Annotated in this window: 18 protein-coding genes and 1 riboswitch; of the genes, 7 read left to right on the top strand and 11 right to left on the bottom strand. The window is 60.5% G+C overall.

Annotated elements, in window-relative coordinates:
- Positions 1-12 precede the first annotated feature (12 nt).
- The 3 genes from ACMGG1_RS08085 to ACMGG1_RS08095 are packed head-to-tail and all read left to right on the top strand — an operon-like array spanning position 13 to position 5781.
- Positions 13-1215 (top strand): efflux RND transporter periplasmic adaptor subunit, encoded by a 1203-nt coding sequence (locus ACMGG1_RS08085; protein WP_400826094.1) that lies wholly within the window; start codon positions 13-15, stop codon positions 1213-1215.
- Entirely contained in the window at positions 1208-4381 is a 3174-nt protein-coding gene (locus ACMGG1_RS08090; protein WP_400826093.1) for an efflux RND transporter permease subunit, read from the top strand. The genes ACMGG1_RS08085 and ACMGG1_RS08090 overlap by 8 nt, the downstream gene beginning before the upstream one ends.
- Entirely contained in the window at positions 4378-5781 is a 1404-nt protein-coding gene (locus tag ACMGG1_RS08095; RefSeq protein ID WP_262244005.1) for an efflux transporter outer membrane subunit, read from the top strand. The genes ACMGG1_RS08090 and ACMGG1_RS08095 overlap by 4 nt, the downstream gene beginning before the upstream one ends.
- A 49-nt stretch (positions 5782-5830) precedes the next feature.
- Here ACMGG1_RS08095 and ACMGG1_RS08100 read toward each other — a convergent pair whose 3' ends face one another.
- The 3 genes from ACMGG1_RS08100 to opgB all read right to left on the bottom strand — a co-directional run bounded on the left by ACMGG1_RS08100 (position 5831) and on the right by opgB (position 10796).
- Entirely contained in the window at positions 5831-6748 is a 918-nt protein-coding gene (locus ACMGG1_RS08100; RefSeq protein ID WP_130016400.1) for a bestrophin family protein, read from the bottom strand.
- A 119-nt stretch (positions 6749-6867) separates the two neighbouring features.
- Positions 6868-8328, bottom strand: coding sequence for an AMP nucleosidase (locus ACMGG1_RS08105; RefSeq protein ID WP_046373160.1), 1461 nt, complete (start codon positions 8326-8328; stop codon positions 6868-6870).
- Positions 8329-8492: 164 nt separating this feature from the next.
- Positions 8493-10796, bottom strand: a complete 2304-nt coding sequence (gene opgB / locus ACMGG1_RS08110) for a phosphatidylglycerol--membrane-oligosaccharide glycerophosphotransferase (RefSeq protein ID WP_273854385.1) — start codon at positions 10794-10796, stop codon at positions 8493-8495.
- A gap of 291 nt (positions 10797-11087) precedes the next feature.
- On the opposite strand from opgB, the gene ACMGG1_RS08115 reads away from it, so the two are divergent.
- Positions 11088-11819: an ABC transporter substrate-binding protein gene (locus ACMGG1_RS08115; protein ID WP_128865313.1), complete on the top strand. Its 732-nt coding sequence runs from the start codon at positions 11088-11090 to the stop codon at positions 11817-11819.
- 52 nt (positions 11820-11871) lie between these two features.
- Here the strand turns inward: ACMGG1_RS08115 and ACMGG1_RS08120 are convergent, their stop codons facing one another.
- From ACMGG1_RS08120 to tenA, 4 genes are read right to left on the bottom strand one after another with little or no spacing between them, the layout of a single operon-like run.
- On the bottom strand, positions 11872-12807 hold the full coding sequence (locus tag ACMGG1_RS08120) for an ABC transporter substrate-binding protein (RefSeq protein ID WP_020827667.1): 936 nt from the start codon (positions 12805-12807) through the stop codon (positions 11872-11874).
- Positions 12808-12835: 28 nt separating this feature from the next.
- Positions 12836-13603, bottom strand: a complete 768-nt coding sequence (locus tag ACMGG1_RS08125) for an ABC transporter permease (protein WP_046373164.1) — start codon at positions 13601-13603, stop codon at positions 12836-12838.
- Entirely contained in the window at positions 13600-14355 is a 756-nt protein-coding gene (locus ACMGG1_RS08130; protein WP_115058501.1) for an ABC transporter ATP-binding protein, read from the bottom strand. Before ACMGG1_RS08130 ends, ACMGG1_RS08125 begins: the two co-directional genes overlap by 4 nt.
- Positions 14352-15032 (bottom strand): thiaminase II, encoded by a 681-nt coding sequence (gene tenA / locus ACMGG1_RS08135; RefSeq protein WP_116690191.1) that lies wholly within the window; start codon positions 15030-15032, stop codon positions 14352-14354. The genes ACMGG1_RS08130 and tenA overlap by 4 nt, the downstream gene beginning before the upstream one ends.
- A gap of 65 nt (positions 15033-15097) precedes the next feature.
- Positions 15098-15200, bottom strand: a riboswitch (TPP riboswitch).
- Positions 15201-15357: 157 nt separating this feature from the next.
- Here tenA and ACMGG1_RS08140 point away from each other — a divergent pair.
- From ACMGG1_RS08140 to gap, 3 genes are all read left to right on the top strand, one after another.
- On the top strand, positions 15358-16380 hold the full coding sequence (locus ACMGG1_RS08140; RefSeq protein ID WP_400826088.1) for an LLM class flavin-dependent oxidoreductase: 1023 nt from the start codon (positions 15358-15360) through the stop codon (positions 16378-16380).
- 67 nt (positions 16381-16447) lie between these two features.
- Complete coding sequence (locus tag ACMGG1_RS08145; protein WP_130016397.1) at positions 16448-17422, top strand: GlxA family transcriptional regulator; 975 nt, start codon at positions 16448-16450, stop codon at positions 17420-17422.
- Positions 17423-17500: 78 nt separating this feature from the next.
- Positions 17501-18511, top strand: a complete 1011-nt coding sequence (gene gap, locus ACMGG1_RS08150; RefSeq protein WP_044552338.1) for a type I glyceraldehyde-3-phosphate dehydrogenase — start codon at positions 17501-17503, stop codon at positions 18509-18511.
- 73 nt (positions 18512-18584) lie between these two features.
- On the opposite strand, the gene ACMGG1_RS08155 is transcribed toward gap, so the two are convergent.
- The 4 genes from ACMGG1_RS08155 to ACMGG1_RS08170 form a co-directional block, all read right to left on the bottom strand.
- The gene (locus ACMGG1_RS08155) at positions 18585-19373 is read right to left on the bottom strand and encodes an inositol monophosphatase family protein (RefSeq protein ID WP_046373168.1); all 789 of its coding nucleotides are present in this window, start codon (positions 19371-19373) and stop codon (positions 18585-18587) included.
- A 24-nt stretch (positions 19374-19397) separates the two neighbouring features.
- Positions 19398-20459 carry an ABC transporter ATP-binding protein gene (locus tag ACMGG1_RS08160; protein ID WP_198640067.1) on the bottom strand — a complete coding sequence of 354 codons (1062 nt, stop codon included), beginning with the start codon at positions 20457-20459 and terminating at the stop codon, positions 19398-19400.
- A complete protein-coding gene (locus ACMGG1_RS08165) occupies positions 20456-22684 on the bottom strand; it encodes an ABC transporter permease (protein ID WP_201896238.1) in 2229 nt (742 codons plus the stop codon). The genes ACMGG1_RS08160 and ACMGG1_RS08165 overlap by 4 nt, the downstream gene beginning before the upstream one ends.
- A 106-nt stretch (positions 22685-22790) precedes the next feature.
- A complete protein-coding gene (locus ACMGG1_RS08170; protein WP_020827657.1) occupies positions 22791-23819 on the bottom strand; it encodes an ABC transporter substrate-binding protein in 1029 nt (342 codons plus the stop codon).
- Between the last annotated feature and the right edge of the window lie 40 nt (positions 23820-23859).

A 23859-nucleotide genomic window follows, 5' to 3' on the forward strand; every position in this document is an offset into this window, starting at 1 on the left:
GGATACGGACTCATGAGCCTCAAAATCGCCTCTCTTGCTGTCGGCGTGGTGGTGGCCGCTACTTCGCTCTCTTTGTGGCTGGTGGTGGCCGCTCGCGATACGCCGCCAACGGCACCGCCGCCACCGCCACGGGTCGGGGTGGTAACGTTGAAAAACGAACCTATACCCCTGACCAGTGAACTGCCGGGACGGGTTGCCGCCTTTCGCAATGCGGAAGTGCGGCCACAGGTCGGGGGCATAGTGCAAAAACGCCTGTTTACCGAAGGGGAACAGGTCAAGGCGCAGCAACCGCTTTACCAAATCGACCCGGGGCTGTTTCAGGCGGAATACGATCGCGGCAATGCGGCCTTGGCGCGAGCGCGGGCACAGCTGCGTACCGCCGCGTTGTTGATTCAACGTTACCGGCCGCTGGCAGAGAGCCGGGCCATCAGTCGTCAGGTGTATGACGACGCCGTAGCCGCTCATCAGCAGGCGGTGGCCGACGTGCAGTCTGCGGAGGCGCAGTTGGAAACGGCACGTATCAATCTGGTTTATACCCGGGTGCTGTCACCCATCGACGGCATTATTGGACGTTCGCTGGTGACCGAAGGGGCGCTGGTGACGGCGCAGCAGGCCGAGGCGGTGGCGGCGGTGCAGCAGATAGATCCAATTTATGTGGACGTGACCCAGTCCAGCGTCCAACTTTTGCGGTTGAGAAATGCGCTGGAAAGCGGCGCGGTTGCGCAGGCCGACGGCCCTCACTCTGCGGCGGTCACTCTGACACTGGAAGACGGCTCTCGCTATGCCCACGGCGGCAAATTGCAATTTTCAGAAATCACGGTGGATCGCTCCACCGGCTCGGTGGTGCTGCGCGCGGTATTCCCCAATCCGGAACGCAAGCTGCTGCCGGGCATGTTTGTGCGAGCCCGGCTGTTAGAGGGCATGGCCGCGCAAGGTGGGCTGCTGGTGCCGCAGCGGGGCATTACCCGCAACCCGCGCGGTGAAGCGACCGCCCTGGTGGTGAACGAGGCGGGCAAGGTTGAGCTGCGCGAACTGACCACCGAACGGGCGATGGGGGACAGTTGGCTGGTGTCGACCGGGCTGGCGGCGGGCGATCGGGTGATTGTCGAAGGCGTGCAGCAGGTCAGGCCTGGCGCACAGGTCAATGCGGTGGAGTGGGCTCCGGCTGCCACAACGCTGTTAAGCAGCACTCGTAAGGAGCCGGCGCATGGCTAAATTCTTTATCGAGCGCCCGGTGTTTGCCTGGGTGCTGGCCATCATCATGATGCTGTGTGGCCTGCTGTCGATTGCCAATCTGCCGGTGGCGCAGTACCCAAGCATCGCGCCACCCACCGTCAGCATTCAGGTCAACTATCCCGGTGCCTCGGCGAAGACGGTGCAGGATACGGTGGTGCAGGTGATTGAACAGCAGATGAACGGTCTCGACAATCTGCAATACATTTCCTCCGAAAGTAATTCCGACGGCAGCATGAGCATTGCGTTGACCTTTGCGCAGGGCACCGATGCCGATACCGCGCAGGTACAGGTGCAAAACAAGCTGGCGCTGGCACAGCCGCTGTTGCCGCTGGAGGTACAGCAGCAGGGGATCCGCGTCACCAAGTCCACCGCCAACTTTATGATGGTAATGGCATTTGTCTCGACGGATGGTCGCATGACCCGGCAGGACCTGGCGGATTACGTCGCCTCCTATGTACAGGATCCGATCAGCCGCACCAACGGCGTGGGAGACTTCCAATTGTTCGGTGCGCCTTATGCGATGCGCATCTGGCTGGATCCTGCTGCGCTGGTGAACTACAGCCTGACCGCCACCGACGTCAGCAATGCGATTCAGGAGCAGAACGTTGAGGTTTCATCCGGTCAGTTGGGGGGACAACCGGCGTTGCCCGGCCAGGAGCTGAATGCCACGGTAATTGGCCCCTCACGCTTGCAGACCCCGGAGGAGTTCGGTCAAATCCTGCTGAAAACCGATCCGGACGGTTCGCGGGTTCGCCTGGCCGACGTGGCGCGCATTGAGCTGGGCGCGCAGAACTACGCGATTGATAGCTACTACAACGGCAATGCGGCGGTCGGGCTGGGCGTGCGTCTGGCAACCGGTGCCAATGCGCTGCAAACCGCGCAGGCGGTGCGTGCCACGCTGGCGGAGCTGAAACCCTTCTTCCCACCGGGAATGGAAGCCGTGGATGCCTATGACACCATTCCATTCATTAGCCTGTCGATCGAAAACGTGGTGCGTACGCTGGTGGAAGCGGTTGTGCTGGTGTTTGCGGTGATGTACCTGTTTTTGCAGAACTTCCGGGCCACGCTGATCCCGACACTGGCGGTGCCGGTGGTGCTACTGGGGACCTTTGGCGTGCTGGCGGCCTTCGGTTACTCGATCAATACGTTGACCATGTTTGGCATGGTGCTGGCGATTGGCCTGCTGGTGGATGACGCCATCGTGGTGGTGGAAAACGTCGAGCGGCTGATGCATGAGGAGGGGCTTTCACCGAAGCAGGCAACCCGTAAATCGATGAGCCAGATCACCGGTGCCTTGATAGGCATCGCCATGGTGCTGTCGGCGGTATTTGTGCCGATGGCGTTTTTTGGTGGTTCAACCGGCGTGATCTACCGGCAGTTCTCCATCACCATTGTCTCCTCGATGGTGCTGTCGGTGATGGTGGCGGTGGTGTTTACCCCGGCGCTGTGCGCTACGCTGCTCAAGCCGGTAAAGCCGGGAGAGCATGCCGCACGCAAAGGTTTCTTTGGCTGGTTTAACCGCCGCGTCGAGTGGGCCAACCGCAATTACGCGGCTTCGGTAATGCGCGGTCTGGGCCGCCCGCGTCGGCTGATACTGATTTATCTGGTGATTGCCATTGCCACCGGCTGGCTGTTTACCCGCATTCCGACCTCGTTCCTGCCGCAGGAAGATCAGGGCATGTTGTTCGCGCAGGTACAGGCACCGGCCGGGGCCACCGCAGAACGGACGCAGGCCACCTTGCGCGGTGCCACGGAGTACCTGTTGAAAATGGAGAAGGACAGTGTGCGTTCGGTGTTCGCTATCTCCGGGTTTAACTTCGGCGGGCGCGGGCAGAACGTCGGCACCCTGTTTATTCGCCTGCATGACTGGGACCAACGGCCGGACGCCTCGCAAAAGGCCGACGCGGTCGCCGCCCGCCTCAACGCCATGTTCGCACGCGACTTTCGCGATACCCGTATCTTTGTGGTCTCGCCCCCGGCCGTACGTGAATTGGGCAACGTGGCGGGCTTTAACTTCCAACTGATGGATCGTGGCGGCATTGGGCATCAGCCATTGCTGGCGGCGCGCGACAGGTTCCTTGCCGCTGCCCGGCAGAGTCCGGTGTTGAACAACGTGCGTGCCAACGGTCTGGAGGATGCGCCCCAGTATGAACTGCTGATCGACCGCGAGAAGGCGCGGGCGCTCAGCGTGCCGATCACGGAGATTAACCGCACGCTGTCGCTGGCCTGGGGCTCGGGTTATGTGAACGACTTTATCGATCGCGGTCGGGTGAAGCGGGTTTATGTGCAGGGAGATGCCTCGTCACGCATGCTGCCGCAGGATCTGGAACAGTGGTTTGTGCGTAACGACAACGGCGATATGGTGCCGTTCTCCGCCTTTGCCAGCGCCGAATGGGCCTACGGTGCGCAGAAACTCAATCGGTACAACGGCGCACCGTCGTTTAACCTGCAGGGCGAACCGGCGGCGGGCTTCAGCTCCGGCGACGCGATGGCAGAAATGGAACGCATTGCCGCCACCATGCCGCCCGGCGTGGGCTACGACTGGACCGGACTGTCGTTTGAAGAACGGTTGTCCGGCGCCCAGGCACCGGCACTCTATGCGATTTCACTGCTGGTGGTCTTCCTGTGTCTGGCGGCGCTGTATGAAAGCTGGAGCGTGCCCAGCGCGGTGATGCTGGTGGTGCCGCTCGGGGTGATTGGCGCGGTGGTGGCCACGTTGCTGCGTGGGCTGGCCAACGACGTTTATTTCCAGGTGGGGTTGCTGACCACCGTCGGGCTGGCGGCCAAAAATGCCATTCTGATCGTGGAGTTCGCCAAGGCGCACTTCGAAGCCGGCGCCAGTCCGGTAGAGGCGGCGGTGCAGGCCGCCAGACAGCGGCTGCGGCCGATCCTGATGACCTCGCTGGCGTTTATTCTCGGCGTGGTGCCGCTGGTGATTGCCAGCGGGGCGGGCTCCGGCAGTCAGAATGCCATCGGCACCGGGGTGATCGGCGGCATGCTGACCAGCACCTTCCTGGCCATTTTCTTCGTACCGGCATTCTTCGTCATCATGCTGCGGCTGTTTCGGGTGAAACGGCTCAGCGAACGCCGCCGGGCGGAGGATGAAGCGGAGATAACTGCCCCGGCGCCGGGAGCCGAGCCATGATAAAACTTTTGGCTATCATGCTGGCCACTGCCACCCTGACGGGCTGCTCGTTGACGCCGGACTATCAACGCCCCGCTGCGCCGGTAGCGCCAGCCTATCCGGATTATGGCGTCGCGCAGGTCGACGGAACGGCAGCGGCTATCGGTTGGCGTGAGTTTTACCGCGATCCGCTGCTGCAAACGCTGATTACGCAGGCCCTGGCGAATAACCGTGACTTGCGCATTGCGGCGCTGAACGTGGAGGCGGCTCGCGCCAACTACCGCATTCAACGGGCAGATACGCTGCCCACCCTGGCGGCGCAGGGCAGTGGTTCGGTACAGCGTACCCCGGGCAGTCTGTCCGCAGGCGGGCAGTCTGCGGTGGGGCGCAGCTATCAGGTCGGGGGAGCGCTGTCGTGGGAGTTGGATCTGTTCGGGCGGCTTCGCAGCCTCAACCAGCAGGCGTTGGAATTGTATTTGGCACAGGATGAAACCCGGGCCGCCGCGCAACTGGCGCTGATCGCCGAAACCGCCAACGCTTATCTTACGCTACGCGCCGATAGCGAACTTCTGGCGCTGGCGCAGGAAACGCTGAGCTCACAGCAGGCGGCCTTTGGGCTGGTGGAACAAAGCTTCCAGCTCGGTGTGGCGACCGAACTGGATCGCAGCCAGGCGGAGGTTGGGGTACGGACGGCGCAGCGTGATTTGGCTCAGTATCGGCGTCAGGTTCGGCAGGACACCAATGCCCTGACGCTGTTGGTTGGGCAGCCGTTGGGCTCGGCGATGAGTTCGCGTCTGGCGCAGGCCAGCACCTTGCCGGACGATCTGTTGCCGGAAACCATTCCGGCCGGGCTGCCGGCAGATTTGCTGACCCGGCGGCCGGATATCCGAGCGGCAGAGCATCAGCTACGCGCCGCCAATGCCAATATCGGCGCGGCGCGGGCGGCGTTCTTTCCGTCCCTCAGCCTGACCGGTTTCGGCGGCACGGCCAGCGCCGGCCTGGACGGTTTATTTTCTGCCGGTTCCGGTGCCTGGAGTTTTGTGCCGCAGCTCTCGCTGCCTATCTTCTCCGGCGGCTCTTTGCGTGCGGGATTGGATCTGGCGGAGGTGCAAAAACGCATTGAGGTGGCGCGTTATGAGCAGGCGATACAACAGGGATTTCGCGAAACCGCCGATGCGCTGGCCGGTCGCGACACGCTGGATGAGCAAATCCGGGCGCAAACGCAGTTGGTGGCGGCCAATCAACGCGCTTACAGCCTGTCGCAGCAGCGTTTTCAGCAGGGCGTGGATAACTACCTGACCGTGCTGGATTCCCAGCGTTCCCTGTATGCGGCGCAGCAGGTGTTGGTGGATACGCGCCTGGCGCGATTGACCAATCTCGTCGATCTTTACCGTGCGTTGGGCGGCGGGTGGCGCGAGTAAGGGCTTTGCCAACAGGCGCGGCCTTCACCGCGCCTGACGTGGTTGCCGGTTAGCTGAGCTGGTAACGGCTGTCCGGCTGTGCGGCCGCCGGTAAATCCGTTTCGTCGTTCATTTCGCGCAGGTTGATCTCAATCGCGTTGCACATGGCATTGAGCGGCAGGTCATTGGCGGCGGTGCCGAACGGATCTTCCAGTTCCTCTGCCAGCGAGTCCAGCGAGATGAAGGTGTAGGAGATAAACACCGACACCAGCGGCGTCATGTAATGCAGATCCGGCACCAGCGCGAAAGGCAGCAGGGTGCAGAACAGGTAGACCGTGCGATGAACGATCAGGCTGTAGGCAAAGGGGATCGGCGTATTGGCGATGCGTTCGCAGCCGCCGAGGATCTCCGACAGCCGGTTGAGGTTTTGGTCGATGCTGTGAAACAGCATGTCCGACAGCTGTGCCGATTGTCGTTTTTCGCCCAGCCATTGGCCCATCATCAACAGCAGCCGGTTGCAGGGGGACATGCTGTTTTCTATCGCTCGCAGATCGACGTTGGGCAGCAGCCGTTGCAGGTCGGCGCTGCTATCGGTGCCGCGCAGCTGGTGTTTCAGGCAGTAGCTGAACGCGATCAGCAGGGCGGCAAACTCGCGCGCCGCCTGATCCTGCTGCGGTAGCAGACTCTTGATCTGGCGCAGCAGCGAGCGCTCAACGATCAGCAGGCTGCCCCACAGCAACCGCGCCTCGGTGAAACGCGCATAGCTGACGCTGTTGCGGAAGCCGAGAAAGATAGCGATCGCCACGCCCAGCAGGCTGAAAGGTGCCAGGGTCAGTTTGACCCCCAGATGTTCGTACCATTGAAAACACAGCACGGCGACGATGGACATCGCCACGTTAAGGCTGAGGCGAAACAGAATTTTGGATAGCACTGAACCGTGCCAGACGAAGAGCCGCCTGAACCAGTGTTGCTGAGGTCTGACAATCATATGTGTGGTGATGTCTGGGGAATGAGAGCCGCTGTTGTAACAGATTTGCGGTCGGTACATCAACGATCTGAGTATGAAAAGTTAAAAAGCCCGCCGAAGCGGGCCCAGATCCTTCATCATCAGCGGAACGGCGGCTCGTTAAAGGTACGCAGCTTGCGGGAATGCAGGCGATCGCCCTCGGCGCGCAGCAGGTCGATAGCGCAGATACCGATCTGCAGGTGTTCCGAAATGGCCCCTTCATAAAAGCGGTTGGCCTGGCCGGGCAGCTTGATTTCACCGTGCAGCGGTTTGTCGGATACGCACAACAGCGTGCCGTAAGGCACCCGGAAACGGTAGCCCTGAGCGGCGATGGTGGCGCTTTCCATATCTACCGCGACGGCGCGGCTGAGGTTAAAACGCAGCGCCGAAGCGGAATAGCGCAGCTCCCAGTTGCGATCGTCGGTGGTGACCACGGTGCCGGTGCGCAGGCGTTGTTTTACCTCTTCGCCGGGCATGCCGCTGACCATTTTGGTGGCGTCATACAGCGCACGCTGTACTTCGGCAATGCTGGGGATCGGGATATCTGGTGGCAGCACCGAATCCAGCACGTGGTCGTCCCGCAGGTAGGCGTGCGCCAGCACGTAGTCGCCAATCGACTGGCTTTCGCGCAGGCCGCCGCAGTGGCCGATCATCAGCCAGGCGCTGGGGCGCAGCACCGCCAGATGGTCGCAGATGGTTTTGGCGTTGGAGGGGCCGACGCCGATATTGATCAGCGTGATGCCCTGGCCGGTGCGCGAGATCAGGTGGTAGGCCGGCATCTGGTGGTTTTTCCACGCCAGGTCGGAGACCGCCTGATCCGGTGCGGTGGTTTCCGGCGTGATATAGATGCCGCCGGCGCTCGACAGCGCAATATAAGGACTGGCCGGATCGGCTATTTCGGCGCAGGCCCAGCGGACAAACTCATCCACATAGCGGGTGTAGTTGGTGAACAGCACGAAGGGCTGAAAATGCTCCACCGGGGTGCCGGTGTAGTGCCGCAGCCGCGCCAGCGAAAAGTCGGCGCGCAGGGCGTCGAAGTGCGAAAGCGGGAAGGTGCTGGTGGCGTGAAACAGGCCATCGGCAGTCTCATCGCCAATTTGCGCCAGCTCGGTGGTGGGGAAATGCTGCGCCAGGCTGGCGCTCATCGACCGATCCAGCATCAGGTTTGAACCGTCGATCACGTAAGGGAAAGGTATTTCCTGCTGTGACGGCCGCACTTCGATATGCGCATCGTACTCCCCGGCCAGCATGGTCAACTGTTCGGTCAGATAATGGCGGAACAGATGCGGGCGGGTGATGGTGGTGGTATAGCAACCGGTGTGGGTGAAACGGCCATAGGCGCGGGTTTTGGTTTGACCGGGCGATTTTCCGTCCCAGCTGACGCGCAGCTCAGGGTAAACAAATAGCCCTGCCGCGCGGGTCTGCGCGTCGGGCAGACTGCCATGGCTGATAAAGTCACCGACCGCCTGGCGCAGCGCCTCAACCGAGGCGACATACAGCGCTTCCAGTTGTTCGACTGCCTGAGCGGGGGTGAGGCCGGTGCCGGATTGCTGACTGCTCATACTCTCTCCTTGGTTCTCCCGGCTATGCGGCGGGGAGGCATACGGATGCCGATATCAATTCACAGCAACAGGTTAGCCGAAGATGGGCGCAAAAGCTTTGGAGAAACGGCAGGGGGCGAATAAATTCGCCCCGAATAACGCGGACGCCGCATGCAGCGCGATGATCAGGAAGCGGGGGCAGCCTGTTCCACTTTCAGCGAGACCAGGCCAATACCCAGTTTCTTCGGTACAAAACCGCCGCTGGCACCTTCTTGTGGCTCCGTGGGGGCCGGCGGCGTGATGCTGATGTTTCTGGCTCCGGCAGGGTTGTCGAAGCGCAGCGTCACGGTGGTGTCCTGTTCGCTGAGCGTCACAAACTGTTCCTGATTGCCGACGCGCACCGAGATAGGTTCGCCGACGTTTTTACCGTAGGCGCGGGCGCGCAGCACCAGATCGAATGCTGATGGCAGGGGATCGACGTAATCAATATTCACCGTCGGCGCCAGGTTGGCGTCTGACCAACGGCCCCAGTCTTCGACGCTGGAAACGCCGGTGATCGCCTTCACCTGTTCCGGCATGCCCGGCAGCATAAAGGCGATGGCGTCCGCGTGGTATTTAACGGCGGCGTCGTCGACTTTCAGCTTGTCGACGGCGCTTTGGTAGGTGGCGATGCTATCGTTTGGCGGACGCTCAAAGTCTATTTTGCCGCGATAGCTGCCCCCTTTGGCCTGCACGATGTGCGGTGGGGCGGCCAGGCTGCCCGACGCGATGCAGGTGTCGGTGCTCAACGCCAGTTCTGGCGACCACACCCGACCGATTTCATAACACTTGTCGACCCAGACGAATTTCTCGCCCGCCCCCAGTCCGGCAAGCTGTTTTTTCAGCGGCGTGGACAGGTAGACGTTAAACATCGGCTCAATTTTGTTGTCCGTCACCTTCAGAATAAACGGCACCTTAAAGGTGATGCCGGAGAAGGTAAAGCGGTTGCCCCGATCGTCGAGACTGTAGTTTGTGATGCTGTTCGGGAAGCCCCATTGCTTGACCACCGCTGGTTTCCAGGCGTTGATTTTTTCGTCGATATTCAAAAACAACGTCGCCAGCGTTGGGCTGGACAGGCTGCTGCGACCGAGGCCAATGTAGTTATCGCCACCCATCACGTCCAGCACGGTAGCGCCGTTGTCCAGCGTGCTGCGCTTCTCGTTATGCAGCGCGGTCTGCGGGCGGGTGCCGTCGATAATAAAGAACAGGTTGCGGCGTTTCTGCTTGGTCAGGATGTCATAGGCGGTATTGTTCATCGCCAGATGGTCAGAAGACACCACGATAACGGTATTTTTGAAGTAGTCGGACGCCTTGATTTTGTCGATCAGCGCGGCGATATGCTGTTGGCTGCAGGCCACTGCGCTCAGCGACCGATTCTCTTTATTCTGCCAACGGAACGACTTTTTGCTGCAGCTGGCGGAGATAAAGCCGTCCGGGTGATGGGTGTCCACGGTCAAGGCGAACAGCGAGAACTTTTTGTTCTGCTTCGACAGCTCGACGAACTTGTCGAACACCACGTCCAGCACGGTATCGTCGTACCAGCCCCAGTCATTTTTGTAGCCCGGGTCGCTGACCTGTCCGCGTAATTCCTTAAAGCCGTAGGCATGGTCAAAACCGTGCGATTTCAGGAAGGTGTCTTTGCCGGCGAAGGCCAGCTCGGCGCCCTGATAAAAGTAGTTGTCGTACCCGGCGGATTTCAGCACGTCGCCCAGGCAGACGTTTTCCGGGTAAAAGGTGGATACCGCGCTGGAGGCGTTGCCGTCAAAGGGGGCAAACAATGGGATACCGCACTGTGAGGACACCATACCGGCGATGGTGTAACCGGTGCCGGGCAGCTGTTGGGTATTGCTGAAGTCGATGCTGTTTTCGCGGTGCTGGTTCAGTTCGTCGGTCAGGCCGGGGAAGGTTTGTTGGTCGAAGTAGGTTCTCTCCAGGCTTTCAGCATAGATATACACCAGGTTCGGCGCTTTGCCCTGTACGGTTTTCTTCGGCGCTTTGTAATAGGTGTCAAAGTCGGCGGTATCGCCGCTAATCTGGCTCTTCACCAACAGCGAGATGTCCTGAAAGGCGGGAGTAGTGCCGACGGAAAACAGCGCCAGCAGCACGGCGAGCACGCTGTAAACCACGCTGCTGCTTTTCGCCTTGCGCCGTACCAGACTCCAGGTCAGCAGGGTGAAGATCAGCGCCAGCACCGCCAGCAGGCCGACAAACGGCAGCAGGTATTTGCCGACGCCGGCGCCCTTCAGGCTGCTGGTGAGGGTGTAGATCACCGCATCGGTAATGCCGTCACCGGTAAAGTAGTTGCTGGCGATCAGCACCACGTTGAGGATCAGATAGCTGCCCAGCAGCGTCAACAGGGTGGCCAGCCACCAGCGGTTGGCGGCGGCACGGGTGCGGTAGATTAAAATTGAGGCTAAAAAAAGTGCAAACGAGATTAATGCTGAAACCATCCACCGTACCCTGTCTGATTAAAAAGGAAATCTTAACTGCCCTGGCAAACGCCGCCGACCCAAGCACGACGCGAAAGAGGAAGGGTATAGCGCATTGAAAGCGCCAGGGTCAATGCGTGTTTGCGCTGCCCTGGCGTGGCAGAGTGCGATCGGTCGTTTTTGTGACAATAGTGTGACATGAATCACGCCAGCGAGGCGAAAAGCGGCTGAATGTTGCTCATCCGAGGTTTGGCTCTAGCCTTAACGGAGAGCGTTGACGAAACACCTACACCCTTTTTTCAGGAGAAAGCCATGCATAGCATTCCCGCCGCCGTACTCGATGATTTGGCCCCGCAGGGGATCCTGCGTGCGGCCATCAATCTGGGCAATCCGGTGTTGGCGCAGAGGGGGCCAGACGGCGAACCTCAGGGGGTATCCGTGACGCTGGCCGGCGCGCTGGCCCGCGAGTTGGGCGTGGCGCTGGAGTTGGTGACCTATGATGCCGCAGGCAAGGTTTTTGCCGCGTTGGAAACCGGAGACTGGAACATCGCCTTTATGGCCATCGAACCGGTGCGGGCGGCGCAGATCGCGTTCAGTGCGCCTTATGCGATCATTGAGGGGACCTACCTGGTGGCCCAGGCGTCTCCCTGGCAACAGGTTGCCGAACTTGACCGGCCCGAGGTGCGCATTGCCGTAGGCCAGGGAGCGGCTTACGACCTGTATCTGTCGCGAACCTTAAAGCAGGCGCAACTGGTGCGTGCCGATACCTCCGCCGACGCGATCGCCTTGTTCCTCGAACAGGGGTTGGATGCGGCTGCGGGCGTGCGTCAACCGTTGCTGGCTGCCGCAGCGCAAAACCCGGGGTATCGGGTGCTGGCCGGGCATTTCACTGCCATCCAGCAGGCCATGGCGGTTCCGCGACAAAAAGCGTCGGGGGCAGCCTATGTGCGTGATTTTGTGGAGCGGTGCAAGGCGAGTGGCCTGGTGCTGCAGGCTTTGCAGCGCAGCGGTCAGGGTGACGTTACCGTCGCGCCTTCTGCCTGAGGGGGAATGGCAGGGGCGCGGCATACTGCGCCCCTGATAAAGCGAATAACCTTTAATTCAGCTCCACCGCGTATTGCTCCACCGGCGTGATTTTTTTGATCAGCTTGTTGTCGAACAGGAATTGTTCGTAGGCTTGATAGCGCGCTTTATCCAGCTTCGCCGGATCGGTTGCGAACAGCGGCAGGCTGGCTTGCCAGGCCTGTTTGTTCAGCTCGGTATTGAGTTCCGGATGGGCTTTGGCGAACGCCAGCCAGCTTTCCTGCGGATGGGCGTGCAGATAGTCGCTGCCTTTTTTCAGCGCCGCGAGGAATTTTTTGATTTTCGGCTCGGCCAGCGAATCGCGATTGGCGACGATAATCAGCTCGTCGTAGCTCGGCACACCGTAGTCTTCCACGTTAAACACCACCGGATCTTTGCCCTGCAGTTTCAGCTCCAGCGCTTCAATGTTGCGATAGCCGCCGATTACCGCATCGACCTGGCCCGCCAGCAGGGCGCTGGTCAGTTGGAAATTAACGTTAATCAGTTTGGTTTCATTGGGGTTGAGGTGTTCATGCTCAAGCATGGTCGCCAAGGTGGCTTGTTCGATGCCGCTGACCGAATAGCCGATTTTTTTACCCTTAAGTCCTGCCGGGGTGGTGATGCTTTTATCCAGCGTCATCACGGTATTGAGCGGTGAGTTAATCAGGGTGCCTACGCGCACCAGCGGCAGGCCCTGATCGGCAAAAAAGTGCAGCTGCGGCTGGTAGGTGATGGCCAAATCGGCCTGTTTTGCTGCCACCAGGCGCGGCGGCAGCGCCGGGTCGGAAGGGGGCACAATCTTGACGTCCAACCCTTCGGCCTTGAAGGCGCCGATCTGCTCGGCCACCATGATGGGCGCGTGGTCGGGGTTAATATACCAGTCGAGCACCAGCGTCAGTTTTTCCGCGGCATTGGCCTGGCTTGCCAGCGTGGCGCCGAGCAGCAGCCCGCAGACGGTATTTTTAAGCATGGTTGTTACCCTTGTTGTTGTGAGGCGATCAATCATTTTCCGGTGCCCAGTCGATCAGGCGCAGCAATAGCGCGTCTACCGTCACCCATAGCAAGACGGTCATCAGCACCAAAATAAACAGCGCGGCAAAGCAGATGTCGGTCTGCATGCGCGCGTTGGCGTTAAGCATGACGTAACCCAGGCCTTCCGCCGAGCCAACCCATTCGCCGATGATGGCGCCGATAGGGGCGACGGCGGCGGCCATCCGCAGTCCGGAACCGAAAGCCGGTAGCGCTGCCATCAGCCGCACGTGACGCAGTTGGGCCCAGGGAGAAGCACGTAGGGTACGGGCCAGATCGAGATAATCGTTATTGACCCGGCGTAGCCCATCGAAGAAGGCGGAAGTCACCGGGAAGAAAATCACCAGCACCGCCATTACCACTTTGGCGCTCATGCCAAAGCCGAACCACAGCACCAACAGCGGCGCCAGCGCAAACACCGGGATCGCCTGGCTGGTCAGCACCAACGGCATCAACCAGCGCTGCAGGCGCGGCGAAAAGATCATGCACAGCGCCAGCGTGGCACCGAGCAAAACCCCGGCCAGCAAACCGCAGGCGATCTCCGAGGCGGTGATCAGCGTGTGATAAGCGAGGTACGCCCGGTTGTCCCACAGCGCCTGTGCCACCGCCGAGGGGGAGGGCAACAGGAAGGCGGGGATATCGCCCAGCGTGACCAGTGCCCACAGCAGCAACAGGCCGGCGAACACCGTCAGGCTGCGACGCATCCGCGACAGACGGCTTTCAGGGAGGGTTTTCATCCGGCGGCCCTCACCAGTTGCAGCAGCAACTCGCTCTGGCTTTTCAGCAGCTGAGGATTGTCCGGCGCTCGCGGCGGTAAGCCCTCGATAACATGACTGTCATCCAGCCCCGCCGGATAACGGGACAGCACCAGCAGGCGGTGGCTAAGGCGGCAGGCCTCCATGGGGTCGTGGGTGATCAGCAGCACGGTATGCTGCGCCAGCAGTTCGGCGGCCAGTTGCTGGATCATGGCGCGGGTGATGGTATCCAGCGCGGAGAAGGGTTCATCCATCAACACAATCGGCTGGCGCTCATACAGCGTGCGGGCAATAGCGGCACGTTGACGCATGCCACCGGACAGCGCGGCAGGCAAGCTGCGGCCATAGCCGTTCAAGCCCACGCGTTCCCGCAGATGTTCCGCCCAGGCGAGGTCGACCTTTTCGCCGCGCAGCCGCGCGCCAAGGCTAATATTCTCGTCAATTGTCAGCCAGGGATAGAGCAGATCCTTTTGCCCCATATAGGCGATACGTCCGGTTATCGGCAGGCCGTCGCTGCCGATAACCGTACCGGAGGTGGGTTTCGCCAGCCCGGCGATGATCTTCAGCAGGCTGGTCTTCCCCGCGCCGCTGGCGCCGAGCAGGGCAACGAAGCTGCCGCCGGCGATATCGAAATTCAGACCATCGAAAATCACCTGCTGACCAAAGCGCAGGGTCAGATCCCGTACCTGAATACCGGGCCGGGCATTGCCGTGCTGCGTGTCGCCGAGGCTCATTGGGCATTCAACCCCATCTGCCAGAAGGCGGATTCCAGGCGGGTGGCGGTGGTGAAAATCGCCGACAGTTCGTTCAGACGGCTTGGGGCACCCCGCTGGAGGCCAACGTTTTCCAGCAGGTCGAGGGAGGCTTGTACGCCGCTCAGATAGGCGGGATCACCATAGTTGCGGATCCACGAGGCATAGGGATTGCCTTCCATCACGGTGTTGGGATCGTTGAGCAGGCGCAGGCCGATTTCGGCATAGCCGGCGACGCAGGGCATTAACGCTGCCAGCAGATCCAGAGCATCTCCGGCGTGGCCGATATCGAGCACATAGCGGGTGTAATTGAGGGTTTCCGGCGCTTCTGGTGCGGCGGCTATCTGCGGTTCGCTCAATCCCCAGTCGGCACAATAGGCCAGGTGCAGGGGCAGTTCGGCGACAATCGCATTGAGCGAAGCGGTAGCGGCACGCATTTCCGGCAGGGTACGCAGTTTGCTGACCAGCAGGGCATAGGCGCGGGCAAAGTGGATCAGGAACAGATAATCCTGCGTCAGGTAGCGGCGAAAAGCGGGTTCCGGCAGCGTACCGGCGGCCAGTTGCTGAATAAAGGGGTGTGCCACATAGTCCTGCCAGTGACCGCCGGCCTGTTGGCGCAGCTTTCCGTAAAGACCGTTATCGAATAAGGGAGTAAACATGGGACCTCCAAAAGTGAGTGGAGATCCGGGCGCGCTGAGGTGAGGTATGAACAGGCAACCGCCGTGAGGGGATTGCCGACCGTCCCTTCGCTGGCATGACCCAGATCAGGTTCAAAGGGTTCGGCTTACGCCATCTCAGCCCGTAACAGGACACCCCTCGGAGGAGCCTGTTATACGATATTTACTTTTTGATTACAATGCTCAGGCAGTGTGGCGTCGTGGCGTAAAAGGATCCGTTTAGTGCGATCGGCCACGATATTTCTGGCCGGAAGGGGGCGATTTTTGTCACTGTAATCCGGTCATTAATGAATCTAAGGATCACCCCATGAAGAAAATCGGCTTCCTTTCTTTCGGCCACTGGACGCCTTCGTCGCAGTCGGGCACCCGTTCGGCGGCAGATGCGCTGCTGCAATCCATTGATCTTGCCGTGGCGGCAGAAGAGCTGGGGGCGGATGGGGCTTATTTTCGCGTACACCACTTTGCCCGCCAGCTTGCCTCGCCATTCCCGCTGCTGGCAGCCATCGGCGCCAAAACCCAGCGTATTGAGATCGGCACCGGCGTGATCGACATGCGCTATGAAAATCCGCTTTATATGGTCGAAGATGCCTGCGCCGCCGACCTGATTTCCGGCGGGCGGCTGCAACTGGGCATCAGCCGCGGTTCTCCCGAACAGGTGATTGATGGCTGGCGTTATTTTGGTTATACGCCTGCCGAAGGCGAGACCGAAGCCGATATGGCGCGCCGCCATACCGACGTCCTGTTGGAGGCGCTGCGTGGCGAAGGCTTTGCTGAACCTAACCCGCAACCGATGTTCCCGAACCCGCCGGGCTTGCTGCGGGTAGAACCTTTCTCCGCCGGGCTGCGCGATCGCATCTGGTGGGGCGCCAGCTCAAACGCCACGGCGATCTGGGCGGCGAAGCAGGGCATGAATCTGCAAAGCTCAACGCTGAAAAACGACGAAACCGGCGAACCTTTCCACGTGCAGCAGGCCAAGCAGATCCGCGCTTATCGCGATGCCTGGAAGGCCGCAGGTCATGCACGCCAGCCGCGAGTGTCGGTCAGCCGCAGCATCTTTGCGCTGATGAACCAGCAGGATCGCAGCTATTTCGGCAACAGCGGCCAGGACAGCGATCAGGTGGGGTATATCGATCAGCAGACTCGCGCGGTATTCGGCCGTAGCTATGCCGCCGAGCCGGAACTGCTGATCAAGCAGTTGGCGCAGGACGAAGCGATTGCCGAAGCCGATACCTTGCTGCTGACCGTGCCCAACCAGCTAGGCGTTGACTACAACGCCCACGTGATTGAGTCGATCCTGACTCATGTCGCCCCGGCGCTGGGCTGGCGCTGATGAGAGAAACGCTTCTCAAACCGGGAGGCGTTATTGACTTATTTTGTCGATTTTGTATTTTAAGGCCATGCATACATTTCTGATTATCGTCCCCGAAGGGGGCATGCTGTTCGAATCGGCGGGGATCGCCGACATCCTGATGCAGGCCAACCGCTTGCGGCCCGATGACGCGCCGCTCTACCAGATGGCGATAGTCACCACGCAAACTCACCGGGTGGTGCATGGCTCGTCCGGTTTGAATCTGTTGGCCGATCATCGCCTGGCGGATCTCGACCCTGAGGTGGCACGCGATACCATTATCGTTACCGGCAAAGGGGCGACCGAGGAAGAAAGCGCCTTTGTGGTGGATTGGCTCCGCCGTGCGGCCCCCAAAGCGCGGCGCGTGGCCTCCGTTTGCGGTGGGGCGATGCTGCTGGCCGAGGCCGGTCTGCTGGACGGCCGCCGGGCGACCACCCATTGGCGGCTGCTGGAAACCTTGCAGGCCCGCTTCCCCAAAGTGAAGGTCGAAAATGGGCCGATCTACGTACAGGATGGTGCGGTCTGGACCTCTGGCGGCGTCAGCTCCGGGTTTGATCTCACACTGGCGCTGGTGGAGGACGATTACGGTTTCGTGCAGGCCCGCGAAGTGGCGCAGGATCTGGTGATGTTTTTACGCCGCCCCGGCGGGCAGGCGCAGTTCAGCCGTTACCCACTGAATCAGGCCAAAACACCGGGCCCTATCCGCGATCTGCAGAGCTGGATCCTGGAGAATCTGGCCGAGGATCTTTCCGTTGAGAAACTGGCCGAACGGGTTGCCATGAGTCCGCGCAACTTTACGCGCGTGTTCACGCGCGAAACCGGCATTTCACCCGCCAAATTTGTCGAAGAAGGGCGCTTGTACATCGCCCGTCAGCGTCTGGAACAGAGCTCACAAGGCATTGAACAAATCGCCACCAGCAGCGGTTTCGGCAATGCGCTCAATCTGCGCCGCGTTTTCGAACGGCATCTGCAACTGACCCCAACCGAATACCGCGATCGCTTCCATTCACGCACTTTGGCGTAAATTGATCTACAAACGTCATTTACGACATGCTCCCTGCGGCTTAAATTTACACCAGAGCCAATAACGAAGGAGTAGATCATGGTCAAAGTAGGCATTAATGGATTCGGCAGAATCGGCAGGAATGTTTTGCGCGCTGCGTTAGGTCGCAGCGACTTTGAAGTTGTGGCGATCAATGATTTGACCGACAGCAAAACCCTGGCGCATCTGCTGAAATACGATTCGCTCTCGGGCCGGCTGGCGGCCAGCGTCGAGGCCGGTGAAAACCAGCTGCTGCTTGACGGCAGGCCAATTCATGTCTTCTCTGAAAGAGATCCGGGCGCTATTCCATGGAAAAGCGTGGGCGTAGACGTGGTGATCGAAGCGACCGGTTTTTTTGCCGACAAAGCCAAGGCGGAAGTGCACATCACCCGTGGCGGCGCCAAGCGAGTGATTATCTCTGCGCCGGCAAAAGACGACGATATTACGATAGTGATGGGCGTTAACCAGGATCAGTACGATCCGGCCAAGCATCGGGTGGTCAGCAACGGCAGTTGTACCACCAACGGTTTGGCGCCCGCCGCGCAGGTGCTGCATCAAGCCTTTGGTATTGAGTACGGCCTGATGAATACCACCCATGCCTACACCAACAGCCAGGCGCTGCACGATCAGCCGGAAAAAGATTTACGGGGCGCCCGTGCTGCCGCGGAGTCGATTGTGCCTTACTCCAGCGGTGCGGCGAAAGCGCTCGGCAAGGTGATCCCGAGCCTGGATGGCCGCCTGACCGGTTATTCGCTACGAGTGCCGGTGCCGGTGGTCTCTATCGTCGACCTGACGGTCACGCTGAAACGCGAAGTGACCAGCGAAGAAATCAACGCCGCTTTCCGCCAGGCTGCGGAGTCAGGGCCACTGAAGGGCATTCTCGGTTACAGCGATGAGCCTTTGGTGTCGAGCGATTATAAAGGCGATCCGCGCTCGTCGATTATTGATGGGCTTTCCACGCTGGTGATCGGCGGCAAGTTGGTCAAGGTGCTTGCCTGGTACGACAACGAGTGGGGGTTCTCTAACCGCCTGGTCGATCTGGCGGTGCTGATGGAAAAACGCGGGTTGTAAATACCTCGCGGTCGAATATGTTCGTCCTTTCACTCAGGCAATAGCCCCCATCAGGGGGCTATTCAACGTCAATTCAGAGCTGTGCAATACGCATTAACTCTTCTTTCGCCCCAGGGGCCACCGCCAGCACCGGCCCGCCGCGCAGTAAACGTTCTCCTTCGGTATTGAACGGGTGGGTCCAGCCACCGGCTTCGTTCACCAGACAGTAACCTGCCAGACAGTCCCAGGCGTGCATGTAGGGTTCGTAATAGCCCACCAGCCGTCCTGCCGCCACCCAGGCCAACATCATGGCGCCGGAACCGTTGCGGAAGAAACTGCCGCCCACGGCGGTGATTGCGGCGGCAATTTCGCCGACGCGTTCCGGTTTAACATAGCTGTTGGCACCAAAACCGGTGACGTGGTTTTGCATGGTGCGCTTGGGATCCACCCGCAGTGGTTTGCCGTTGAGGGTAGCCCCCGCGCCGCGCGCGGCCTTAAAACACTCCTGCTGGCAGGGGGCAACAATTACGCCGATCACCGGCTCGCCCTGATGGATCACCGCCACGGACACGCACCAGTTCGGCATGCCGTTAACGAATGGGCTGGTGCCGTCGATCGGATCCACCACCCAGGTGTAACCGGAATCGCCGGGTTGCAGGCCAAACTCTTCGCCCAGAAAACCGTCTTGCGGGAATTGGCGGGCGATGTGTTCACGGATCAGCAGTTCAACCTCGCGATCGGCAATCGAAACCACGTCTTGCGCATCGCGTTTGGTTTCAATCACCAGGCTCTCGCGGCGGTTAAAATAATCCAGCGCCTTGGCTCCGGCTTCGCGGGCCGCCTGTTCTGCCAGCGTCAGGCGCTGAGTAATCTGTTCGTTCATCTTCATTCCTTAACGTTGTTAGGATCACTGGGCAATCAGTGCCAGACCCTGAGTTTTGAAGTCAATGGCCACGCGGGTGGTCGGTGCCAATTGGCGTTCCATCTGCACATCGACAATAAACAGCGCGCCGAGATCGGTTTTTACTTCATATTCGATATGGTCCCCAAGCCAGGTGCTATGGGTGACTTCGCCGTTCAAGGCGCCGCTTTGCTCCGGCAGTAGGGTGATAAACTGCGGGCGTACCGAAAGCTGAGCAGCACCGGGGCGGGCGCTGGCACCCGGTACCCGGTACTGGCGGCTGCCGAGGGTGATCAGCGCTTCGCCGCCGACCACTTGTTCTATGTCACAGGGCAGGATATTGGCCTCGCCCATAAAGTCGGCGATAAACACCGACGCCGGCGAATGGTAAAGCTCCTGCGGCGCGCCCTGTTGGGCAATATGCCCTTCTTTCATGACGATAATCTTATCGGAGACCGCCAGGGCTTCTTCCTGATCGTGGGTCACATAGACCGCCGTGAAGCCGAGGCGCTGCTGCAAATCGCGGATCTCGGTGCGGACGCGGCGACGCAGCCGCTCGTCGAGGTTGGATAAGGGTTCGTCGAGCAGCAGCACCTGCGGTTCCAACACCAGGGCACGCGCCACGGCGATGCGCTGTTGCTGGCCGCCGGAGAGCTCAGAGGGCAGGCGTTGGCCCATGCTTTCCAGACCGACCAATTTCAGCCCTTCACGTGCCCGATCCTGTGCCTCTTTGCGCGACAGGCCGCTGGCGAGCAGGCCGTACATCACGTTATCCAGCGAGTTCATGTGCGGGAACAGCGCGTAGGATTGAAACACCATCGCGACGTCGCGCTCGTTGGCGGGCAGATGCGTGACCTCCTTGCCGCCAATCAGAATACGGCCTGAGGTCGGATGTTCCAGACCGGCCAGCAGGCGCAGGGTAGTGGTCTTGCCGCAGCCGGAAGGACCAAGCAGCGTCACCAGCGTGCCGGGCTCGACGGTGAGTGAAAGCCCGGGCAAGGCGGTGAAATCGGCAAACTGTTTGGTGACGTTCTCAAACACCACCGAGCCGGAACGAATGGCAGTCATACGGCATTCTCCTGATGTAAGGCCGGTGGTGGCGTCACCGGCGGTGTGGTAATACGGATGGCACGGCGCAGGCGACGTTCGCCCACCAGCAGTTGGAAAGTGAGGATCACCGCCAGCATCACCACGATAAGCACGGAGGAGTAGGCGATGGCCACGCCGTATTCCCCGTTTTCGACCAGCCCGACGATGTAGGAGGTGGCCATGTTGTACTGGGCGCTGACCAGGAAAATCACCGCGCTGATGGAGGTGATCGCGCGCACAAAGGCGTAAACCAGTGCCGCGCTGATGGCCGGTTTCAACAGCGGCAGGATCACTTTGCGCAGGGTGCGCAAACTGCTGGCGCGCAGGGTCAGCGAGGCTTCATCCAGGCTGCGATCCAACTGACTCATGGCGGCGATCCCACCCCGAACGCCGACCGGCATATTGCGGAACACAAAGCAGGCGACCAGGATCAGGGCGGTGCCGGTGATTTCCAGCGGCGGCAGGTTGTAGGCCATGATGTAACTGACGCCGATCACCGTGCCGGGGATGGCAAAGCTGAGCATCAACATAAACTCGAAGGTCTGGCGGCCGGCAAACTTCTGCCGCACGATCAGCCAGGCGGTGAGCAAGCCGACGATGGCCGTGAGCGGGGCGGCGATCAGCGCGATTTCCAACGTGGTCCAGAACGAGTTCCAGGCGACGCCGGTCCAGACGATCTGGCCGCTGTTCCAGTGGAAACCGAAGGCGCGAGCGTAATGGCCCAGCGTCAGGCTGCTGTCGAGTCCCCATGACTGCACGAAGCCGCCGATCAGGATCATGCCGTAGATAACCAGCGTGAACAGGCCCCAGGGGATCACCAACGCGTACACGCCGTAGCGCAAGCCCCGCGGCAATCCACAGTGGGTGCCGGAATCCCCTTTGCCGGTAACGGTGGCGAAGCTTTTCCCTGCCAACCACAGGCGCTGCAAAATAAAGGCGCTGAGGGTAAAGCACAGCAGGATAATCGCCAGCACGGCGGCGCGGCTCGGATCGTTTTGCGCGCCGACCACCGAGAAGAAGATTTCGGTCGACAGCACGCCGTGGCTGCCGCCCAGCACCATCGGGTTACCGAAGTCCGCCATGCTTTCGATAAAGCTGATCAGGAAGGCGTTGGCCAACCCGGGCGCCATCAGCGGCAGGGAAACGTAGCGGAAAGTGCGCCAGCGGTTGGCGCGCAGCGTTTGCGAAGCTTCTTCCAGCGAGGGGCTGACGCCTTCCACCACGCCAATCAACACCAGAAAGGCAATCGGGGTAAAGGAGAGCACCTGAGCAATCCAGATACCGGTCAGGCCATAAAGCCAGCGGCCGGGTTCAATGCCGAACACCCCGGCGAGCAGCTCGGTCACCACCCCGGCACGGCCAAACAGCAGCATCAACGCCAGGCCGATCACGAACGGCGGCGTAATGATCGGCAGCACCGTCAACATGCGCAGCCCTTTTTTGAACGGCAGTGGCGTGCGAGTGGCAGCCAGGGCAAAAGCCAGGCCGAGCAGCGTGGATCCGCTGGCGGTCATCAGCGCCAGCGTCAGGGTGCGCCAGGCGGTACCGCAGCTGCCGCCCTTCAGGCAGCTCAGGCTCCAAATGGCCGGATCCTGCATATTGGCGATCAGGCCGTCGGGCTTGAACGATCCGTCCACGTCCTGCACCGAGGCGACAAACATGCTCAGCACCGGGTAAAGCACGAAAGTGGTGACCAGCGCGACCAGCAGCACAATGGCGGCGACCACAAAGGCATCGCCCTTCAGCACGCCGCGTTCGGCCAGCGCGAAAGAGAACAGCAGCAAAAATGTGGTGATCAGTAAAATAGCGCCGGCGCCAAAAGCGGGCTGGCCGTCGCTGAGTGCGCCGAACAGGTGTTCGCTCCACTGCCAGTTCCAGCCGCTGTAACCAATGGCATGGCCTTCAAACAGCAGAAAGACCACGCCGACCAGGCTGGCAGCGATCAGCAACTGCGAGCGAAAACGGCCAATTTTCAGCAGGCGAGCCAGTGCGCAAACCAGCAGCATCAGCAGGGCAATCGCCAGCCAGGGGCGTTGAAACGTCAGTATTTGCCACAGAGCGGGTGCACTCGCCTGATCCTGCCACAGCGTAGTTAGCCAGCCAAAGTCGAAGAACCCGGCTTCCTGGCTGTACCAGGGCAGCAACAACAGTGCCAGTGCGCCCAGCACGAGGGCCCCGTCAAGGCGGCGGTTTTGAGCATTCATCTTAACCTCGAGAGTTCATATGTCCTTCACCGCGTCCTGCATGGGCGAGCGTGACCTCGCCCGGTTTATTACAGAGCGCATCGCATGCGGGAGGGAAGGGCTTGAATTACTGGGCGCTGGCGCCGATCTCTTTATCCCAACGGCTGAGCAGGGCCTTGCGTTTTTCTGTCGCACCGTAGGTTTTAAAGTCGTAGTCGATCAGCTTGATGTTTTCGAAGCGCGGTGCGTATTCGGAAATTGCCGCGTTGCGATTTGACGGCAACTGGAAGGATTTAGCGTCTTTCATGTGCGATTGGGCGTCAGCGCTGAGCGCCCAGTCGTACCACACCTTGGCTTCCTTGAGGTTGCGCGCGCCTTTCACGATCGACATGGAGCCAATTTCAAACCCGGTCCCTTCGCAAGGTGCAACCGCCTTGATCGGGAAGCCATCGACCTGCATCGCGACGGCATCGTGCATAAAGACGATGCCGACGGTGGTTTCGCCGCGTGCCGCCGCTTTTACCGGTGCCGAGCCGGATTTGGTGTACTGCGAAATGTTGGCGTTAAGCTTTTTCAGGTAATCGAAGGCCGGCTCTTCCCCCATGATTTGCACCAGCGTGGCGAGGGTGTTGTACGCAGTGCCGGAAGAGTTCGGGTTGGCCATTTGGATTTCGCCTTTGTAAGCCGGATCCAGCAGATCGCTCCAGCAGGCGGGCACCTTGAGTTTTTTCTCTGCCAGCAGTTTGGTGTTGTAGCCCCAGCCCAGTGCCCCGGCGTAGACGCCAACGGTACGGTAGCCGGCACTTTCGGCCTGTTTGCGCGCCCAGTCGTGCTGCTGATCCAGCAGCGGTGACTGATAAGGCTGGGTTAACCCCTCGTCGGCGGCCTGCATATGCGGATCACCGGTGCCTGCCCACCAAATATCGGTGCGCGGGTTGCGGGCTTCGGTGCGAATACGTGCATAGGCTTCCCCGGCGGAGAGGCGCACCATACTGACTTTGATATCCGGGTGCTGTTTCTCAAACAGATTGGTCATTTGCTCACAGACCACCACGTCGGCGGAGCAGATCATATTCAGTTTCCCGGCAGCCTGAGCTGGCAGGGCAGAGAGTGCTGTGCCGGCGGCGAGGACCGCCATCAGAGTAACGCGTTGCATGGTGTTCTCCTTGGTTGTGTAGGGTGGCGATACGTTGTCG

The organism is Serratia sp. BNK-12 (genome assembly GCF_047456085.1).
GTDB lineage: Bacteria > Pseudomonadota > Gammaproteobacteria > Enterobacterales > Enterobacteriaceae > Serratia > Serratia liquefaciens.

Coding starts and splice junctions, on each gene's coding strand:
- ACMGG1_RS08085 (WP_400826094.1), top strand. CDS start 13: ATGAGCCTCAAAATCGCCTCTCTTGCTGTCGGCGTGGTGGTGGCCGCT.
- ACMGG1_RS08090 (WP_400826093.1), top strand. CDS start 1,208: ATGGCTAAATTCTTTATCGAGCGCCCGGTGTTTGCCTGGGTGCTGGCC.
- ACMGG1_RS08095 (WP_262244005.1), top strand. CDS start 4,378: ATGATAAAACTTTTGGCTATCATGCTGGCCACTGCCACCCTGACGGGC.
- ACMGG1_RS08100 (WP_130016400.1), bottom strand. CDS start 6,748: ATGATTGTCAGACCTCAGCAACACTGGTTCAGGCGGCTCTTCGTCTGG.
- ACMGG1_RS08105 (WP_046373160.1), bottom strand. CDS start 8,328: ATGAGCAGTCAGCAATCCGGCACCGGCCTCACCCCCGCTCAGGCAGTC.
- opgB (WP_273854385.1), bottom strand. CDS start 10,796: ATGGTTTCAGCATTAATCTCGTTTGCACTTTTTTTAGCCTCAATTTTA.
- ACMGG1_RS08115 (WP_128865313.1), top strand. CDS start 11,088: ATGCATAGCATTCCCGCCGCCGTACTCGATGATTTGGCCCCGCAGGGG.
- ACMGG1_RS08120 (WP_020827667.1), bottom strand. CDS start 12,807: ATGCTTAAAAATACCGTCTGCGGGCTGCTGCTCGGCGCCACGCTGGCA.
- ACMGG1_RS08125 (WP_046373164.1), bottom strand. CDS start 13,603: ATGAAAACCCTCCCTGAAAGCCGTCTGTCGCGGATGCGTCGCAGCCTG.
- ACMGG1_RS08130 (WP_115058501.1), bottom strand. CDS start 14,355: ATGAGCCTCGGCGACACGCAGCACGGCAATGCCCGGCCCGGTATTCAG.
- tenA (WP_116690191.1), bottom strand. CDS start 15,032: ATGTTTACTCCCTTATTCGATAACGGTCTTTACGGAAAGCTGCGCCAA.
- ACMGG1_RS08140 (WP_400826088.1), top strand. CDS start 15,358: ATGAAGAAAATCGGCTTCCTTTCTTTCGGCCACTGGACGCCTTCGTCG.
- ACMGG1_RS08145 (WP_130016397.1), top strand. CDS start 16,448: ATGCATACATTTCTGATTATCGTCCCCGAAGGGGGCATGCTGTTCGAA.
- gap (WP_044552338.1), top strand. CDS start 17,501: ATGGTCAAAGTAGGCATTAATGGATTCGGCAGAATCGGCAGGAATGTT.
- ACMGG1_RS08155 (WP_046373168.1), bottom strand. CDS start 19,373: ATGAACGAACAGATTACTCAGCGCCTGACGCTGGCAGAACAGGCGGCC.
- ACMGG1_RS08160 (WP_198640067.1), bottom strand. CDS start 20,459: ATGACTGCCATTCGTTCCGGCTCGGTGGTGTTTGAGAACGTCACCAAA.
- ACMGG1_RS08165 (WP_201896238.1), bottom strand. CDS start 22,684: ATGAATGCTCAAAACCGCCGCCTTGACGGGGCCCTCGTGCTGGGCGCA.
- ACMGG1_RS08170 (WP_020827657.1), bottom strand. CDS start 23,819: ATGCAACGCGTTACTCTGATGGCGGTCCTCGCCGCCGGCACAGCACTC.